This window comes from Pseudoalteromonas sp. MTN2-4 (genome assembly GCF_042848605.1).
Lineage (GTDB): Bacteria > Pseudomonadota > Gammaproteobacteria > Enterobacterales > Alteromonadaceae > Pseudoalteromonas.
The window spans coordinates 214,950-232,915 of record NZ_BTGK01000005.1; the positions used below are offsets into that span (position 1 = coordinate 214,950).

The following is a 17,966-nucleotide window of genomic DNA, read 5'->3' on the forward strand; positions in this document are numbered from 1 at the left end:
TAAAAATTTATCGCAAGAAATTGCCAATTTTTGCTCACCTAGTAAACTAAGCGTGGTTTCTGATTTAGGGGCAACGATGGACAAGCAAATACGTAAAGAATGGCAAATATCCAGTATTGGCTGGAGCGTTGTCATACTCTTTCTTACCACAATAGATGCATTTTATGATTTATCAGTCGCACCAGAAGATCAGCTCAATAATGTCTGGTATTGGGCAATTCAAGAATGGGGCTTATGGTTTATTATTACACCTTTGCTGTTTAGAGCTCTCAGCCTTATTGAACAGCAGAAAAGACATATCACAACCTTCTCTCTAATTGCTTGTATAGGTACGTTTATTATTGCCATGGGCGCACAAGCCATTTTTGACCTTTATGCCCTTAACGACCCAATTCCTTATACTTTTTTATATTTTGCCCCCTTGCACCCTTTGGTGATTTTCGTAAACATTTATCTTTGGCAGCGCTTAATAAAGCCAAAGTCTGTTCAACTTGATGTATTTCAAGCAGAACAACAAGCCTGTATTACTGTTGAACATAACGGTCAATGTATTGATATTCCTTATGCAGAGATCATTCAGTTTAACTCTGCTAGTAACTATGTAGAGATCTGCACGGTACAAAAAACTTGGTTAAAACGTGCCACATTGAAAGAAGTTGAAGCCAACTTGCCTGATAACACCTTTATCAGAACCCACCGCTCACATTTAGTGAATATTAAATTGATCAAAAAGGTGACGATTAAGCCCTCAGGAAGTGGCTATGTGGTAATGTCGAACGACAATGCCGTTGCCTTGAGTAAAGCCCATAAAAAAGCGGTTAAGACCTTCCTACAACAAGCCGCTTGATCTGTATTTTAACTAGTAAGTCCAGTTATCCCAACTCAATGGGATAACTGGAAAGAAACCCGTCCACTCGTCCCTAGCCCTTACCAAATAACACTTTATAATTGAGAACTCAGCCTAAATAAATTTTAATAGCAGCGATTTATATCACCAACCAAGGACGCACTATGCATAGCAAAAATTGGCTTAATTCTGCTGTTTTAATCAGTGTATTAGGCTTTAACTCTACAGTGTTCGCTCAAGACGATACGCGGATTGTCATTGAAGATAATGTCGCGCTATATACCAGTGACGACCTTCTTGCCATGCAGGGGCAATCCGCATTCGATATTATTGAGCAAATTGCAGGCTTTCAGTTTATTGACTCGAATAATCAACGAGGCCTAAGTAACGCCAGCGGTAATGTATTGATTAACGGCTTGCCCGTTCTCAATAAATCGCAAAGTCTAGAAGCGATATTGTCAGATTTACCTATAAGTCAGATTGCTGAAATGGAAGTCTATTTAGCCGGTCACCCATTTTCTTCTGCCAGCCAATATACGCAAATGATTAATATTATTAGAGATAATTCTCAAAACAGGGCAAATTGGCAGGTAGGTGCTAAATCACATAAAGACTTTAATCAAGTAAATGCCGCCTCATTGCAAGTCAGTACACAATGGCTGGATTGGGATCATCAATTACAGCTTTCTACAGACAAAAACCTTGCTTACTCAACAACCGATTACACTGAGTTTAATCATCAAAATATCAGCTATTTAAGTGGTCAAGAGCAGTATCAAGAAAGCATTGAAAATATCAACACAGGTATTACATCAAGCAAAGTGATGACTGACAGCGTATTGCAAATAAATGCGCTGTTTCTAAAAGAACATTATCAAGAAGATTATGCGCGTGACTGGCAAGGTAATAACGATGCGCCGGGTAATGAAGTTATAAAAGATAAATCGCAACTCGATGAGTATGAACTTGGCTTTGATTGGCAACAGCAAGCAAATGAGAGCGAATCTTCATGGCTCTGGCAAGTGACAGGGTTACTTCGCCTTCGTGATAGTGACCAAGTTGCCCTCACCACAGAGCAAAACGACAGTGAACTCACACTTACTCAATTTCAGCAAACCCAATCAAATACTGAGCAAGTATTAAAGCTTTCAACTCAGCAGCCTACTTTGTGGTGGCAACCAGAGCTAGGTATAGAGGTAAGTCACAACCGTTTAGAGGCAGATACTTTAGAAGCGCATAGCTCAGAGAGTAAAGTCACAACAACCAGTGTCAGTGAAACCCGTGCAGAGCCTTTTATTGCCAGCAAAATAGAGCTTAACCCGCAATGGCAGCTATATAGCAAATTAACGGGTGAATACGCCAAGCTTAGCAGCCAATCAAATACCCAATATGAAACACAAAGTCGCTACCTTAAACCTCTAATTAAGCTAAGCCACCAAGCGCAAAACGGCCTGCAATCAACATTCACTTTGCAGCGCAGAGTCGACCAGCTTGATTTTACTGACTTTCTAGATAGCCAAGATAATGATTTTGGCCGTGAGCAATCGGGCAACACTGAGTTAAAGCCTCAACAAAGTATCGAGTTTAGTTACGAGTTAAATTATGAAGCAGACGATCACTGGACGCTAAATACGCGCGCTTTTTGGCAAAAACAGCGTGATATTCATGAGTTCATTCGCTTTGATAATGGTGACTGGGGGGTCGGTAATGCAGGACACGCCTATTATTATGGCTTAGATCTCGATATCAATGTGCAGACTAATTGGTTACTGGATGACAGCCTGATCAAGGTATTTTATGAGTATCGCGATGCTAACTACGATGATCCGCTAACTGGTGATCGAGTTATATCTTGGCTAGAACCGCACAGCGCCGAGATAGAATTTAGAAAAGACGGAGAGTGGTATGCTTGGGGTATACTGGCGTCTTTACCCGACACTGAAACAAGCTTCTATCCAGAAGAAGTTTATCGACAAAAAGATCGCGCTATTTACGGTTTTTACGCCGAATTTAGCTTAGATAATGACATGCAGTTCAACATAGAACTTGAAGATGCTTTTGGTGGAGAATACCTGTATGACCGCCACATTTATCACCCAGATAGAACTGGCAAGTTAGATTATCGCTACTATGCGTTAGAACACAGTGAAGCGAGCCTAACAATTTCTCTCAGTGGCGAGTTTTAATGCGCCGCTGAGCATATTATAAGATAAGTCCATTTTGCCAAGCATGTACCGCAGCCTGAGTTCGGTCTCTGACGTTTAGCTTTGACAAGATATTACTGACATGTGTGCGCACTGTTTTGACTGAGATAAACAATTGTTCAGATATTTCGGCATTAGACAGACCTTGCGCAATAGCGCGTAATACCTCTGACTCGCGCTCGCTTAATTGCATTTCTTTATTTCGTTCAGCATAAAGAATTCTTGTAGCAACCATAGGAGATAAAGTGCTAACGCCCTGTGAAGCTTTGCGTATCGCATCAACTAACGCATCTGGTTGTATGTCTTTAAGTAGATAAGCGATAACCCCAGCATCTAATGCAGGAAATATTAATGTATCTTGGTGAAATGAGGTTAGGATCACCACCTGAATATGTGGATATTGTTGTTTAATTTGCTTCGCAGCTTGTACACCCTCAACTTCTCCATCCAAAATTAGATCGAGTAGCACAACATCTGGTTCACTGTTAGCAATCACTGTCATACCATCAGGTATAGTGCCAGCTTCTGCCACAACCGACATATCAGGCTGCATTTGTAAAAACTGGACGATACCGCTACGTACTATTGCATGGTCGTCAATGGTAACGATTTTGATTTTCTTTTCTTTATCTTTCATATAATTACTCCTTGCTTGCTGAAGGTAGATATCCAGTAAGGCAGGTTACCTTATGTTTGCTATCATCTTCACGCTGCTCTAAAGATAAACGTCCACCCAGAGAATGTAGCTTTTGTTTTATGATCTCTAAGCCTTGACCAAAGCTGGGGTTAAACTGCGCAGTGCCATTATCGAATAAACTAAAGCGGCTTTCACCGTCATTGAGCTCAAGACATAAGCGAATAGTGTCTGCGTCACTATGCTTAGAGATATTTTGTAGCCCCTCTTTAATACTCGCAAACAAGTAACTTGATATTTGTCCGCTTTGAGGTTTTTTTACCTCCAAGTCACGGCCAGTTTGTTGCTTCCAACACGCCAAATAAGTAGTTAACTCTGACATCTCAACGTATGCTTGCGCCGATGACTCGTGCTCAGTTTGTACCTGTAAAATCCGATTAACTTGTTCAAATGCTTGCTGATTATTACTCTGGGCTTGTTTTAAAAGTAGACTCAATTGTGCTTCTGAATGTGCCAATGTTTGACAACTAGATAGGTTTAAGTTGTTTGCGAACAACAGTTGCTTAACGGTATCGTGCAGCTCTCCGGCAAATTCTATACGTTGCTTTTGTAATCTTGTTTCTTGCTCTTGCTTAATGTGTATATCAAGCTGTTCAACAAGTCGATTTAACTTTTCAAAACTCTGCTCTAGCTCGTCAGCCCCATCTATTGTTAGACGCTCAGTCAATCGCCCTTGCCCCCATAGTAATGTCACATGATTAAAGTGCTTTAAGCGCTTTTGAATACGGCTGCCTACGAGCCACATAACAATGGCGCCACAGCATAAAATAAATCCTGCAACTATAAGTGCGAAAGGTAAAAAGCTAACCCATTGTGACAACAACGAAGAAGGGAGAGAGCCGACTGCAGACCAGTTATCGATCCACATTACTACAGCACCTAGCTGCTTACCTTGATGGTCGGTTAAGGCACGGGTGAAAATGGCAACATCATCAGCCATCATCTCAACGCCACTGTTGTAATGTGCTAACAGGGCATCCGTAAGGTCGTCTCTCACTTGCAGGGGCAGTTGCGCGCCAATATCACCAACAAAAAGTGGGGCATGCTCAGTTTGCGCAATGACTTTAGCCTCTAAATCTACCACCAAAACTTTACGAATATTAAGGGCACTTAAATAAGCTGAGTCGTCAAAATGTAGCTCACTCAACCCACCTGTTTGTTTCATTTCTAGAATAATTTTCGGGGCAATCTCTTGCTCATACAAAGCATAGATTTCAGATATTTTAGGTACATTAAAAATCAGTAACTGCACGGTCACTAAACTAAAACAAGCAAAAAAGCTGACCAATAATAGGCCTATTATTACTTTTGCTCTGATTGAGTAAGCCGTAAGGCACTGTTTTAAGTAATCAATCACTCGATACTATCCTTGTGAATAGATAAATTCGCCCAGCAAGTGTACAGATTTATTTATAAAAAGGGATCGGTCTAGAGACCGATTTAATTTCAGGCGCACCGCTGATGTATATGCCTGATGATATTGATCTAATAAAGCCAAAGATGATGTTGGAGCAAACGATGGAACAGGCCGCAGTAAAAATAGTGAATGCACACAAAGCATTTTCTAACACACAAGTATTAAAAGCGCTCAATATGACCGTCCCAACAGGGAGTATATATGCCTTGTTAGGAAACAATGGTGCCGGAAAATCCACCTTACTCAGTATGCTATTAGGCGCGCTTAAACCTGAACAAGGTGATATTCGCATATTAGGAGAGCCTGTAAGCATGCGCTTAAAGTCGCGCTTAGGTTGCCTCATTGATGCGCCTGCTTTTTATCAAAACCTAACGATTAAAGAGTTCTTGAGTTATTGCACAAAGATGAAAGGCTTACCAAAACAGTGCATTGATGAAGCACTGACTATTGTAAATTTACAAGCCAAACAACATACGCGCTTAAAACGCTGCTCTTTAGGTATGAAACAAAGAGCAGCACTTGCCAATGCCATTTTAGGTCAACCCGAGCTGCTGATATTAGATGAACCAACCAATGGCCTCGACCCAAGCGGTATTGAAGAAATTAGAACCTTGATCCGCACACTACCTGAGCGCTTTAATACAACCGTATTGTTCTCTAGCCATATTCTTGAAGAAGTGGAAAAAGTGGCAACACATGTTGGCATTCTCGCACAAGGTAACCTAGTGATCGAAGGAAGCTTACCGGACTTAATAGACGACCCTCTAGGCACATTAGAAGTGTCGATATCAGCTGAGCATACCGATAAAGCTCAAACACTTTTAAGTAGAGTCTTTAAAGTATCAACACCAGAAGCCGGCAAGATCACCATTCATCAAATAGACAAGTCGCTTTGTCCACAGGTGTATAAATCTCTACTGGCACAAAATATCGACTTTTACCAATTCCATTACCACACGCAAAGCTTGTCAAAGCTATTTAATAACATACATCTATCAATCAATAAGGAGGCTGAATATGCTTAAACAAACGCTGACTGTTTTGCTGTGTGAGTGCACTAAACTAAAAAGACAATGGCTGATACCTTTACTTTTTGCCTGCCCTTTGGCCGTGATAAGTTTGCAATTTTTAGTGACTTTTGAGCGTGGACTCGATGTTTTTGCTGAGTTTGGGTGGTTTGGATATATATCAGCTAATTCGACATTGTGGCTTGGATTGATGCTGCCTATGTTAATTGCTTTAGTCACCACTATTATTCATCAAATAGAACACAAAGATAATGGCTGGTTATTGATGAGTAGCTTTGCTATCTCACCTATTAAGCTATTCATTGCTAAATTTACCATTACCTCTTTGCTGATCGTTTTGGCTAACCTGCTGATGGTGTGCTTTATTTTTATCAGTGCGTGGTTGCTTATGCAACTCGGTTTTCCACAGTTTGAAAGCGCCAATATAAGCTTTTTACAGTTTTTCATTAACGCGTCAATTACTAGCCTACCTATTATTTTGATTGGTTTGATTATTTCAAAATTAATCAATAACTTTGCAGCTCCGATTTGTGCAGCTTTTATTATGGTTGTTTTTGCTATGAACCTTTCAAGATCTGAAAGTCATTGGTTTTACAGCCCTTGGACCTACCCTATGATCAGCATTCAAGTGGCGGATCAAACGGCTACAAATCTTGCGATAACCTTAAGTCTTGGATTGAGTGCTGTACTTCTTGTTACCGTCTGCACTTTGTTCTGGTGGCGGCATAAACAGGTTGCCTAGTTATCCTTAAACCTTCACTCATATGAATCATTTTAGTATTGAATTATGAGGTAATGTACACCTCCATACCTGCAAATTTTTAACTTAGCCAAATCTTATGGCACTGTACGGCAAAAAAATAAGGTGCCTTTTCAAACTAGCATTGTAATGACAGATAAAAAGGATACGCATATAAGTACAAAACGTGAAAACGCGTTCGCGGTTAGTAGATGGTCACCATATTTACCAGAAAGAATAGAGAATGGATGCGACAAGCTTGCTAGAGCAAAAGTCAATAAGCGCAATCCACAGAAACATTTGAAAAAACTTTAGCGCTATAAGTCTTTATAATATTGTTACAACTTCACACATTATGACTGACACGAACGATTAGTCGACAGACTTATTTGGTAAAAAGTTTTTTGGCAATATACCTTGAAGTGAGCCAAAACTTTTTAATCGATTTCGCAAAGCGCAGCCTAATACACTATCGTGAATTGAAGGTACTCTGGTTATGTCAGTCTCGTAATTACTGTTTTTAAAAATGGTTTTGAAAGATTCGGACGCTTCTTTAGCCACATTTGAACGTGTCAAAATAGATGTATTTGCAATAGCATCAATACTCACACTTCTGCTAAATCTTGCAAATTGTTTGAACTTAAAATTTTCTTCGACATATCGGTTACTTAGCTGCACCAATTGAGTCATCAGCTCATGTAAAACTGCATTGGCGGTCAATTCATGTACGAGTAGTGTGAGAGTTTTATTTATTAATTCGGAGAGTCTACCCTGAAAAAAAGGTAAGATTTGAATGTCTATTAAGTATGTACCATTGTGTCTCTGCTCGATATCAATGAGTGTAAATTTTGCATTGTCATAGGTAATTGAAGCCAATAAATCAGTGATCGAAAAGTCGCTCTGAAGCTTGTTGTTAGCATGGCTCTGACATAAAAATTGATCACTATAATTAGCCATCATTGGTAGATCATGATGATTATTAAAGGGGGTAGCCACACCACCTAAAATCGAAAGTTTGAACAATTCTCGTATCTCATGCTCTCTGGCAGACTTAATGGCCAAAAAAACTGTTTGAATAATTTCTGATGTTGGCAAGGTTGCCTCGACGCGCCACCTTCGTCCATAGACGATCTTTTTATCATTATCTTGTCGGTAATTGTCTTTCCCCACAATACCTAGTTGAATAAACACACCCGCTTTGTCTTCATCAACAAACACAAGATAATCTTCATCAAAATTAATATTAGACACCACCTCTTCAACGCTTTGTCTGTCATGCTGAAAAGTCATAAAATGCTGAGGAATGCATGCTTTTGAGTCACTAATAAGCACGGATGGTGCACCTGGCATTGGCGCTTCTCCTTCTAACAGTGCTGACTCTTCAATCATGTTTTTGTCTAAAGATGTTTGATTCATTCACGTTTGCTCTAAATGGCTTTTAACGGTAAACGTTGAAACAAAAATAAAGATCACCCAAGTACACTTTTAATCTTAATTTTTAAGCGTTATTTAAATCCTATTTTTAAGTTATTACGAAATTTTGACTGATTACTTTTTATTCTGAGAAGAGAAAAACCAAAGTCTAATAGACTGTGCATGATTAAGATAATTGTATATAAAAGCCTGCGAAGATAAATATTATTAGCAGTTACATAATTGAAAATAGCACAACAATAAATTTTTATTGAATTTCCGATTACACCTTTTGCGAGTTTGCGTCTACACAAATTATTTACCATATTTAGAACATAGTTAATCTGAGTGGAATATTTTGATGGTATTAACTACCTTTCTTATAAGGTGAACCAGTTAAATATTAATCTCGTATGCTTACAAAAATGCAGTATTTCTAAACCGGCCTAGACGACATGTTGTAAGTGGTCTGGTCATAATTTATTACTCAATATGGTGTGAAAAGTTATGAAAGAAGTGATGCTCGACCCAGCCGATTTTGTCGGCATGTCCTTTTGGATAATCTCTGCAGCAATGACTGCTGCAACCTTTTTCTTTTTCATGGAAAGAGACCGCGCAGTCGGAAAATGGAAAACATCCCTTTCTGTTGCGGCTTTGGTAACAGGTATAGCTGCGATTCACTATTTCTATATGCGTGAAGTTTGGATAGTTTCTGGTACCAGTCCAACCACATTCAGATATGTAGATTGGTTACTGACCGTGCCCCTTCAAATTATAGAGTTCTACTTGATATTAACTGCTATTGCCGTAGTACGCTCAGCACTGTTTTGGAAACTCATGGCTGCATCTGTGGTAATGCTAGTATTTGGTTATTTTGGCGAAATCAGAAGCATCAATGTTTGGGGTGCTTTTGTAATTAGCATGCTTGCATGGCTATTCATTATTTATGAAGTATTCTTAGGGGAAGCCAGTAAAATAAGTGCCGAAAACGGGACAGAAGCCAGTAAGAAGGCATTTAACGCATTACGTATTATAGTTACTGTCGGTTGGGCAATATACCCACTTGGTTATGTACTCGGTTATACTGGTGGTGGCAGTGAAAATACGCTGAATATTGTCTACAACCTTGCAGATTTTGTTAATAAGATAGCATTTGGGGTTGTTATTTGGGCTGCAGCGACATCCAGCTCTGATGAGCAAACATCTTAACCGTTGATAATGCGCCCTCGTGGCGCATTTTAAATTTTGAGGGTTATTATGTCTTATACAAGTCACTCAAACTCGCTTACCTCAAATTTACTCAATTTGGTTGACTCTTATCTTGTTGAAAGTTTATCTAACGTCGATTGCGATGATAACGTAGATACAGCTGTAAATTATCACCTTTCAAGTGGCGGGAATAAAGTCAGAGCTAAGTTGACGTTGGAGGCTTGCCATCGTTTGGGCATTCAAGAGAATGACGCTGTTATTATGGCAGCTGCTATTGAATGTCTTCACAACGCGTCATTGTTGCATGATGACTTAATGGATGGCGATGAATATAGACGTAAAAAAGAAGCTGTTTGGCACAAATACAATTCTCAGATAGCCATATGCGCTGGTGATATGTTGATAGCGCGTTCATTCGGCATATTATCTCACCTAAACTGTAAGCTTAAGATTGGTGAATGCTTACATTTATTGAGAATGGTCACCGAAACAACCATTACGGGTCAGTCCGCCGATATAAATTCGCAAACATGGCAAAACCTGACGACAGCTCAGTATTGCAACACTGTGGCTCTTAAATCGGTGCCTTTATTGCAAGTTTGTGTAGCCATGCCGCTATGTTTTGCGGATGTTGAAATGGACATCAAAGTGCTCAACAACATCTTTAACCCGTTTGCTTCGGCGTACCAAATTATTGATGACATTGAAGATTGGCAACAGGATGATGCTTGTGGTAGGTGTAACTACTTGTCACTTTTAGCCAAAGAATGTACTTGTTATCTACCATCTGATTTGTATTGTGTTGCTTTTCAAGATGCCGAAAAGCTTATAGAAATTAGCGAAAAAAATGAATCTCAACTTCCACCTGAGCTAACAGGGTTAATATCTCCTTACATACAAAAACTGAAACTAAAAATACAATTATTAAAAGACGAACATGCCTATGACTAAAGCCATTGTAATCGGTGCGGGCTTTGGTGGTATTGCCGCTGCACTTCGACTTAAAGCAAAGGGTTACGACGTAACCTTAATTGATCGCGCTAAACAGCTCGGCGGCAGAGCGCAAACATTCGAAAAGCAAGGCTTTCTCTTTGATGCTGGTCCAACAGTTATTACTGCACCTCATCTATTCTCAGAGCTTTTTGACCTTTTTGACAAAGACATATCCAATTATGTCGATATTGTGCCAGTAGACCCTTGGTACCGCTTTTACTACCCTGATGGTGATACGTTTGACTATGGGGACTCACTTGAAAAAACACTTTTAGAAATTGAAAGAATAGCTCCACAAGACAAAGCTGGTTACTTAAAACTAATTAAGTCATCTGAAGCCATCTTTGATGTCGGATTCTCTCAGTTATCAGACAAACCCTTTCACTCAATAACGACCATGTTCAAGCAAGTACCCAGTTTGATGAAACTAAAAAGTTATTTGAGTGTTTGGCAATTTGTCTGTAATCACCTTGAACATGATAAGCTCAGGCAAGCCTTTTCAATACAGCCTTTGCTCGTAGGCGGCAACCCCTTTGATACAACATGTATTTATAACTTAATACACTTCCTAGAATTAAAATGGGGTATCCATTTTGCTAAAGGTGGAATGGGTGCTGTTGTGCGTGCTCTAGAAAGGTTAATGCGTGAGCAAGGCATCCACATACAACTTGACACCACCATAGAAAAAATTAATACCTCTAATCGTCTAGCGCATTCAGTTGTTACGACAGATAACCAAACATATGACTGTGATTTAGTGGTGTCTAACACAGATCCAAAATATCTGTATCAAAATATGGTCGCCAAGGATGAAATCAGCTTTTCAGCTAAGATTAAAACCAAATTCGCAAAGCCTTCTATGGGCCTATATGTACTTTACTTTGGCACGAATAGAACCTATGACGATATCGCTCACCATACAATCTGGTTAGGAAAACGCTACCAAGGCTTGTTATCTGACATTTTTGACAAGCAAATCTTGGCTGATGATTTTTCGCTTTACTTACATAGGCCAACAGCAACGGATCCCTCTATGGCACCTGACGGATGCGATAGTTTTTATGTGCTTTCTCCGGTGCCAAATTTACAAGGCGGTCAAAATTGGGATGAGTTGCGAGATACCTATGCCACAAAAATATTAAACGCACTTGAACAAACTATTTTACCTAATCTTAAAAGTCACCTTGTTGTGCAATTTGATATGACACCTGAAGAATTTGCTTCTGATTATTTAAGTGTTGACGGCTCTGGTTTTTCAATTGCACCAAGCTTGTCTCAATCAGCTTGGTTTAGATTCCACAATCGTGCAGAGGGGTTAGATAACTTGTATTTAACAGGGGCAGGAACGCACCCTGGCGCGGGTGTGCCTGGCGTATTATCCTCTGCAAAAGTGTTGGAGCATTTAATACCCAGTTTAATCACCCGCTCGACTAGCTCTTAACATTAATAGGCTTGCTTGTATGACAGAACCTGCACTGAGTACACTTAGTCGATATGGTAAATCTTTCAGATTTGCAGGTCGGCTATTAGAGCATGGACAATTGCAAGAAGCTGCAAAGCTGTATCAGTTTTGTAGATGGGTCGATGACATTGCCGATGAAAGTGAGCATGCTGAATTAGCAGCGAAGCAACTCAACCACATTAATGATAGCCTTTCAGGAAAAATTAACTCTTACGGTCAAACACTCGATGAATTCATCCGTTTTTTTAAACGACATGAAATTTCAACAGCTCTACCAATGACTCTGGTAAATGGTGTACAAAGTGATTTGTCTCCCGCACGAATTCATGACCAAGACGGGTTAATTCAATATGCTTATCAGGTCGCTGGCGTTGTTGGGCTAATGATGTGTCCTATTCTCGGTGCCGATAAACGAGGTTACGACTTTGCCATTGATTTGGGTGTGGCCATGCAACTGACAAACATTGCCAGAGATGTCAAAGAAGACGCTGAAATGGGCAGACGATACTTACCTTTTTCATGGTGCCCTCACTCGCCTGAAGAAATCTTATCTGAGGATGAACAGATAAGGCAAACCACGGCAAACAGCATAAAAAGACTGTTACAACTTGCAGAGCAATATTATGCCAGTGCCCGAATAGGGCTACAATTTCTGCCACCTAAGAGTAGAAGGGCGATTGCTGTCGCGCTGTCAGTGTATAGACATATCGGTGTGTTAATCGAACAACAGCATTATCAGTATTGGTTGCCTCGATGTGTAGTGCCTACTTACAAAAAAATATTGGTTGCAGCAAAGGCATTATGGCAACTACCCTCAGTAGCACCAATAAATACACTAAAACATCACAAAGAATTACATCGGTCGCTGTCTCAACTCAAACCAACAAACAGTGACGCATTATGAAAGCCGCTTATGATTTAAGTTGCATCGGTATTGGTATGGCAAACGCGTCTCTTGTGCTGGCTCTTAATGATATAAAAAGCCAGCGTAAAATTGGAATGTTCGAAGCTGAAGATTCATTTGATAAAGCACGAACATGGTGTTTTTGGGGCAAAGAACACTTGCCCAATTACCTTAAACCGTTAATTTCTAAATCTTGGTCTAAATGGCAGGTCAGTGACGAAATAGACACCTTTCAACACAACTCTATGAATCCAAAGCAACACTATCACTGTATAAAAGGGGCTGATTTCTACCAGTTTTTTATGGAGCAATGTCATAAAAGCAAGCACATTGAGTTACATTTTTCGAAACCTGTCACCGATGTTCAAAAACGTGATAAAAGTTTGCTACTTAATACAGAACACACTGCGACTTCAATCACTTCAAACTATATTGTAGACAGCCGACTAGACAAACATGTAAATGCTAAAGGTAAGTTATTTCAATGCTTTGTAGGTGTTTGGCTTGAAAGCTCAACGGCGTTGTTTGATTCGAGCTGTGTTGGATTAATGGAGCAAATGACAGTCACAAACAACGGCGCTTTGCGCTTTGTCTATATTCTACCTATCGACGACCATCGTGCACTTTATGAAGTGACTTACTTTAGCCAATCTGTACTGCCATTTAATATTATTAAGCAAGAAGTTAATGACAAAATTGCAGAGCGCTTTGATTTGAAAAAACTACGCGCGCTCACTTGGGAGCAAGGCGTAATACCAATGCACACAATGAAACCTCAAAATCACCTTAAATTCGGGCAATTTTATACTCGCAGCGGTATTGCTGGAGGTCATGTCAGAACCAGCTCGGGTTACACGTTTTTACCCACTCAACGCTGGGCGAAAGAAGCCGCATATCAGATAAACACAGGGCAACCTTTTACACAAAAAATGCCTATATCAATCAGATACAGGTTAATGGATAGACTGTTTCTTCGTGCTTTAAAAAATAACATGCTTATTGCCCCCAATCTTTTTAAATCATTGATACAGAGAACGAGTCCAGGCTGCTTCACGCAATTTATGACGGAATCTGCTTCATTCAAAGATTTAACCAATATCATTCTTGCGATGCCGAAAAGGGCTTTTTTACGCGCATTATGAATAGGATCACACCTAAAACGTACCAATCACCCGACCAGATATTTCCATTTTTTGCGGTTGCTGTTGGTTTAGTGTGTATGCTTGCCATCGCTGATCTTTCTCAGCTTTTTTTGTTCACACTCGTTGCCGTCGCCATTTTCTTTGTTGGGATACCTCATGGTGCACTTGATGTGATTGTTATTGAAAAATACTGTTTAAAACAGCTGCCTTTCCAAAGTAGCCTCCTCAAAAGAGTCATTTTGTATGGTGTCTATCTACTCATTGTCTTAGTTTGTTTATTTTTTTGGCAATCCTCTCCTTTTCTTGGCCTCTTAACTTTCTATGTCTTGGCGATTGGCCATTTTCAAGAAGACTGGGTTGAACTAAATCACTTTTTAGCCAGAATATGCCTTGCCTCCATTTTACTTAGTGCAAGCGTATGGCTTTACTCTGACAATCTAACGTCTCTGTTTATGCTACTTGGCAACGACCAAGTTACTGCTGAAAGATTTATCTTACTGTTGAAAGCTTTGAACAGCATAAGCCTAATTAGCTTAGTTTTTATCCGTGCATTTCATCTTTATTTCAAAACACATATTAAAACGACATTGGGTATCGCATTGTCTGCCTTCTTGTTACCGCCTCTGGCATTTTTTCTAGCTTACTTTTGTGCATTTCATTCGATATTACATACAAAGAGGATTATGACCGACTATCAATTAAGTAGATTCTCGTTTATCTGTTGGGTGAGCATACCTATGGTTGGCACCGCACTGTTGGCATTCGCTTTTTTTATTATGTTTAACAATATTCGAGCGTTCGACGAAAACCTGTTTAGCACTACGTTTATTTTGTTATTCGCGCTGACGGTGCCCCATATGCTGTTAACTATTTGGTCGGAAAAAAAGTAACTGTTTATGATTTAAAACCCAATAAATAAGCACGTACATATTTAAAAACATCAGCAAACCATGCCGTAAATCGTTTCGGTTCTGTGTCTAAGAGTTGCAAAATTTGCTGCTCTTTCATCCACTCAAATGACATGACTTCATTTGGCTCAGGGCAGATAGGATCAGGTGAACACTCTGATATAAAAATATGGTCATATTCATGTTCAATGAGATCATTATCTAAATAAGCTTTATAGGTAAATGGCGATAGTGCATGGAGCGGTGACAATGTCATGATACCTAGCTCTTCATTGACACGTCGACGAACAGCATCTTGAATGGGCTCGCCTCGCCTAGGATGAGAACAACATGTATTACTCCAAAGACCACCACTATGATATTTACCAAGCGCACGACGTTGAAGTAGAAATTCATAGCCTGATTTGGTATTCCTGACAATCATGAGTGAAAACGCGCTGTGCAAAAGCCCCAACCTATGTGCTTTTAGCTTTTCTTCGTAGCCAATTACATTACCCAGCTCATCAACTAATTGAACTTCTTCTTTCATACATTATTTCACCTGTGTGATGCTACTTATACTATGAGTAATACGTGTGAAGTCACCCTTTAAGTTTAGGTAAAATATACAACTTGCTATATTTTAAAACACTTTTAATGTACACAATCATCAAGCTTTTCTGAATAAGCATGAGTCAACCCGATATATAACTAAGGGTTACGGAATATATTCAAAATAGAATGTTTAAGGCCATGGGCACCAAAAGGATGAACATCAAAGTATTCCCGGCTATTTTAAGGTATTTCGAATATTCTTTATTCACCCTGATACCAAATAATGGCTGCATAAATGGCAAGTAATTTAAGACAACACACAACAGAGCACAGAGTGTAAAAGTACCTAATACAATTAAGCAAGCCTCCGCTACTGCCCCCAAATTCATATCATGGAACCAGAATGCCAAAGCAATAATGATACTCTGATGAAAAATATAAAAAGGAAACACTAACCGATTAACTCTTGGTAATAAGCGATGGGGACGCTTTAAGAATCGCGCTGCCAATGCCAACATCGTCATCACGCCAAGTAATCTCTGAGCAGTGTAAAGCATGTCCATTGCGGTAATCTGCCATTGTAAACTTTGATCGTTAAGCCAAATCATTTGGTAGCCCCAAACCACCAGCAGATATCCCACAATAAAGCTACCTAATAGCCTATGCCAGTTCTGACTGAGCTTTTCAAAGAACACTCGATGATGTGTCAGTAAAAAGCCATAAATTAAAAAAACAAGCCCCATTGGATAACGAAATGTCTCACTAGGCCAAGACAGTTTTAATACACAAAGAGGCACTAATAGCCCTAAGAAAACCCAAATAAAATCACGCTTTATGAGTGATTCAAGCGCAACTTGCAACCAATTACTCCACAATATAGGTAGCAACAAAACCAACAGTAAAGTGAACTCCCAAAGAGAGCGTAAATACCAAAGATGATTAACATCAACATGTGGCCAAATCCCCGATTGGTACTGAGAAAATAATGGGTTAGATAAGTCAGTAAAGGCCAGATAAAACTGAAAATACTTAAGATCTAACCCGACTTCTTGGTGCATTTGTGCGTACAGTTGAATAGGCACAATCAGCCAGACGCCAATAAATAAAGGGAGTAAGATTTTTATGGTTCGACTGAACAAAAATGAGGGTATTACGCTCTTTTGTATTAAACAACTTAAAGCGGCACCCGAGATAAACCAAATTAAACCCATTCTCCATGGCGAGAGTAAGAGCATGGCATTTTCAATCCCTGAGCTTAGGTACGTGCTTTTGAAATGAAATCCCCAGTTTTGCGTATACAACATGCCTGTGTGATAAAAAACCAACAAGCCAAACGCCAAGACTCTAAGCCAATCCAGTTCAACTAAACGTGACGATGAATGCGTTAAGGGGGGTTGCCATAATGTAGAGATATTTTTGAGCATCATATTTCCTATCTTGTACTCAATCCAAGTAATCTCACTGTTGCTGAATACTGTCTGAAATAAAATAAATATGTGCTTAAAAAACAGTAACTAGGGATAAGCGGTGGCAATGTGGGATAAACAGCTTGGGACTGCTTAAGTTACTTGATAAGCTGGTTTTATGTTCACTTAAAGAGAACCAAAGATGGCGCGTTCTACACATTTTTTAAGATACTCAGGTCAGTATGGCGCGATATTATTAATGGTTTATATCCTTATCAACAATACCATTAATGCCACTTCTGACATTATGGAAGCGCAACGTGATGGCGTATTGCCTTTTCAGTTGTGGGAACCATTTGTCTGGGAATATAGCAGCGCCTTAAGTACGCTAATACTCGTACCCGGTGTAATTTACCTTCTTAAATACCAACCTTTTAATTTTCAAGCCATAACACGCTCACTCTGCTTGTACTTTTTCGCGTCAATCGTGTTTAGTGTATTACATGTTGCCATTATGGTGGCACTTCGCAAACTCGTTTATTGGAGCCAAGCAAGCAGCTACGATTTTGGTTTGCTCTGGTATGAATTTTTGTATGAATACCGAAAAGATGTATGGGGGTTTTTGTTTTTAATTATGGCGATTAAAGGTTATCAATATCTTATCGGCCAATTAAAGGGCGAGGCCCATGTTCTGCAACAAACTGAAGAGTCTGTAAAACCGCAGTTTGAACGCCTGCTGGTAAGAAAACTCGGCAAAGAATTTATTATCAAAGTCAGTGATATTGAGTGGTTAGAATCTGCAGGTAATTATGTCAACTTACACATTGGTGGGCGTATTTATCCACTTCGCGCCACCTTAACTAAGCTCAGTGAACAACTCGAGCCTCAGGGGTTTTGTCGCATTCACCGCAGTCACGCGGTACGACTTGATGCCATTAGTTCCATCACCCCCATTCAAAGTGGCGACAGCGAAGTGACCCTCATTAGTGGTAAGAAGCTTAATCTTTCGAGACGCTATAAGGAACAGTTTAAAGGTCAATTAAGGCCTAATTAGCCGAAGATACTT

Annotated in this window: 16 protein-coding genes; 11 read left to right on the plus strand and 5 right to left on the minus strand. The window is 39.7% G+C overall.

Annotated elements, in window-relative coordinates:
- Nucleotides 1-76 precede the first annotated feature (76 nt).
- Both ACGHEH_RS13960 and ACGHEH_RS13965 read left to right on the plus strand, forming a co-directional pair.
- On the plus strand, nt 77-847 hold the full coding sequence (locus ACGHEH_RS13960; protein WP_390446349.1) for a LytR/AlgR family response regulator transcription factor: 771 nt from the start codon (nt 77-79) through the stop codon (nt 845-847).
- Nucleotides 848-1,011: 164 nt separating this feature from the next.
- Nucleotides 1,012-3,033: a hypothetical protein gene (locus tag ACGHEH_RS13965; RefSeq protein ID WP_390446351.1), complete on the plus strand. Its 2,022-nt coding sequence runs from the start codon at nt 1,012-1,014 to the stop codon at nt 3,031-3,033.
- Nucleotides 3,034-3,049: 16 nt separating this feature from the next.
- On the opposite strand, the gene ACGHEH_RS13970 is transcribed toward ACGHEH_RS13965, so the two are convergent.
- The gene (locus ACGHEH_RS13970; RefSeq protein WP_390446353.1) at nt 3,050-3,688 is read right to left on the minus strand and encodes a LuxR C-terminal-related transcriptional regulator; all 639 of its coding nucleotides are present in this window, start codon (nt 3,686-3,688) and stop codon (nt 3,050-3,052) included.
- A 4-nt stretch (nt 3,689-3,692) separates the two neighbouring features.
- On the minus strand, nt 3,693-5,102 hold the full coding sequence (locus tag ACGHEH_RS13975) for a histidine kinase (RefSeq protein ID WP_390446355.1): 1,410 nt from the start codon (nt 5,100-5,102) through the stop codon (nt 3,693-3,695).
- A 104-nt stretch (nt 5,103-5,206) separates the two neighbouring features.
- Between ACGHEH_RS13975 and ACGHEH_RS13980 the strand changes: the two genes are divergently transcribed.
- Both ACGHEH_RS13980 and ACGHEH_RS13985 read left to right on the plus strand, forming a co-directional pair.
- Nucleotides 5,207-6,187 carry an ABC transporter ATP-binding protein gene (locus ACGHEH_RS13980; protein WP_390446357.1) on the plus strand — a complete coding sequence of 327 codons (981 nt, stop codon included), beginning with the start codon at nt 5,207-5,209 and terminating at the stop codon, nt 6,185-6,187.
- A complete protein-coding gene (locus tag ACGHEH_RS13985; RefSeq protein ID WP_390446359.1) occupies nt 6,180-6,932 on the plus strand; it encodes an ABC transporter permease in 753 nt (250 codons plus the stop codon). Before ACGHEH_RS13980 ends, ACGHEH_RS13985 begins: the two co-directional genes overlap by 8 nt.
- A gap of 369 nt (nt 6,933-7,301) precedes the next feature.
- Here ACGHEH_RS13985 and ACGHEH_RS13990 read toward each other — a convergent pair whose 3' ends face one another.
- The gene (locus tag ACGHEH_RS13990) at nt 7,302-8,345 is read right to left on the minus strand and encodes a hypothetical protein (RefSeq protein WP_390446361.1); all 1,044 of its coding nucleotides are present in this window, start codon (nt 8,343-8,345) and stop codon (nt 7,302-7,304) included.
- Nucleotides 8,346-8,849: 504 nt separating this feature from the next.
- On the opposite strand from ACGHEH_RS13990, the gene ACGHEH_RS13995 reads away from it, so the two are divergent.
- From ACGHEH_RS13995 to ACGHEH_RS14020, 6 genes are read left to right on the plus strand one after another with little or no spacing between them, the layout of a single operon-like run.
- Nucleotides 8,850-9,551, plus strand: a complete 702-nt coding sequence (locus ACGHEH_RS13995) for a bacteriorhodopsin-like (RefSeq protein ID WP_390446363.1) — start codon at nt 8,850-8,852, stop codon at nt 9,549-9,551.
- A gap of 48 nt (nt 9,552-9,599) precedes the next feature.
- On the plus strand, nt 9,600-10,502 hold the full coding sequence (locus ACGHEH_RS14000; RefSeq protein ID WP_390446365.1) for a polyprenyl synthetase family protein: 903 nt from the start codon (nt 9,600-9,602) through the stop codon (nt 10,500-10,502).
- Complete coding sequence (gene crtI, locus ACGHEH_RS14005; protein WP_349284949.1) at nt 10,495-11,985, plus strand: phytoene desaturase family protein; 1,491 nt, start codon at nt 10,495-10,497, stop codon at nt 11,983-11,985. Before ACGHEH_RS14000 ends, crtI begins: the two co-directional genes overlap by 8 nt.
- Nucleotides 11,986-12,004: 19 nt before the next feature.
- Complete coding sequence (locus ACGHEH_RS14010) at nt 12,005-12,910, plus strand: phytoene/squalene synthase family protein (protein ID WP_390446367.1); 906 nt, start codon at nt 12,005-12,007, stop codon at nt 12,908-12,910.
- A complete protein-coding gene (locus tag ACGHEH_RS14015) occupies nt 12,907-14,052 on the plus strand; it encodes a lycopene cyclase family protein (RefSeq protein ID WP_390446369.1) in 1,146 nt (381 codons plus the stop codon). Before ACGHEH_RS14010 ends, ACGHEH_RS14015 begins: the two co-directional genes overlap by 4 nt.
- The gene (locus tag ACGHEH_RS14020) at nt 14,049-14,942 is read left to right on the plus strand and encodes a Brp/Blh family beta-carotene 15,15'-dioxygenase (protein ID WP_390446371.1); all 894 of its coding nucleotides are present in this window, start codon (nt 14,049-14,051) and stop codon (nt 14,940-14,942) included. Before ACGHEH_RS14015 ends, ACGHEH_RS14020 begins: the two co-directional genes overlap by 4 nt.
- Nucleotides 14,943-14,946: 4 nt before the next feature.
- Here the strand turns inward: ACGHEH_RS14020 and idi are convergent, their stop codons facing one another.
- Together idi and ACGHEH_RS14030 are read right to left on the minus strand one after the other, a co-directional pair.
- Entirely contained in the window at nt 14,947-15,489 is a 543-nt protein-coding gene (gene idi / locus ACGHEH_RS14025; protein WP_390446373.1) for an isopentenyl-diphosphate Delta-isomerase, read from the minus strand.
- Nucleotides 15,490-15,670: 181 nt separating this feature from the next.
- A complete protein-coding gene (locus tag ACGHEH_RS14030; protein WP_390446375.1) occupies nt 15,671-16,921 on the minus strand; it encodes an acyltransferase family protein in 1,251 nt (416 codons plus the stop codon).
- Between the two features lie 181 nt (nt 16,922-17,102).
- Here ACGHEH_RS14030 and ACGHEH_RS14035 point away from each other — a divergent pair, with 181 nt between their 5' ends.
- Nucleotides 17,103-17,954, plus strand: coding sequence for a LytR/AlgR family response regulator transcription factor (locus ACGHEH_RS14035; RefSeq protein WP_390446377.1), 852 nt, complete (start codon nt 17,103-17,105; stop codon nt 17,952-17,954).
- Nucleotides 17,955-17,966: the final 12 nt, after the last annotated feature.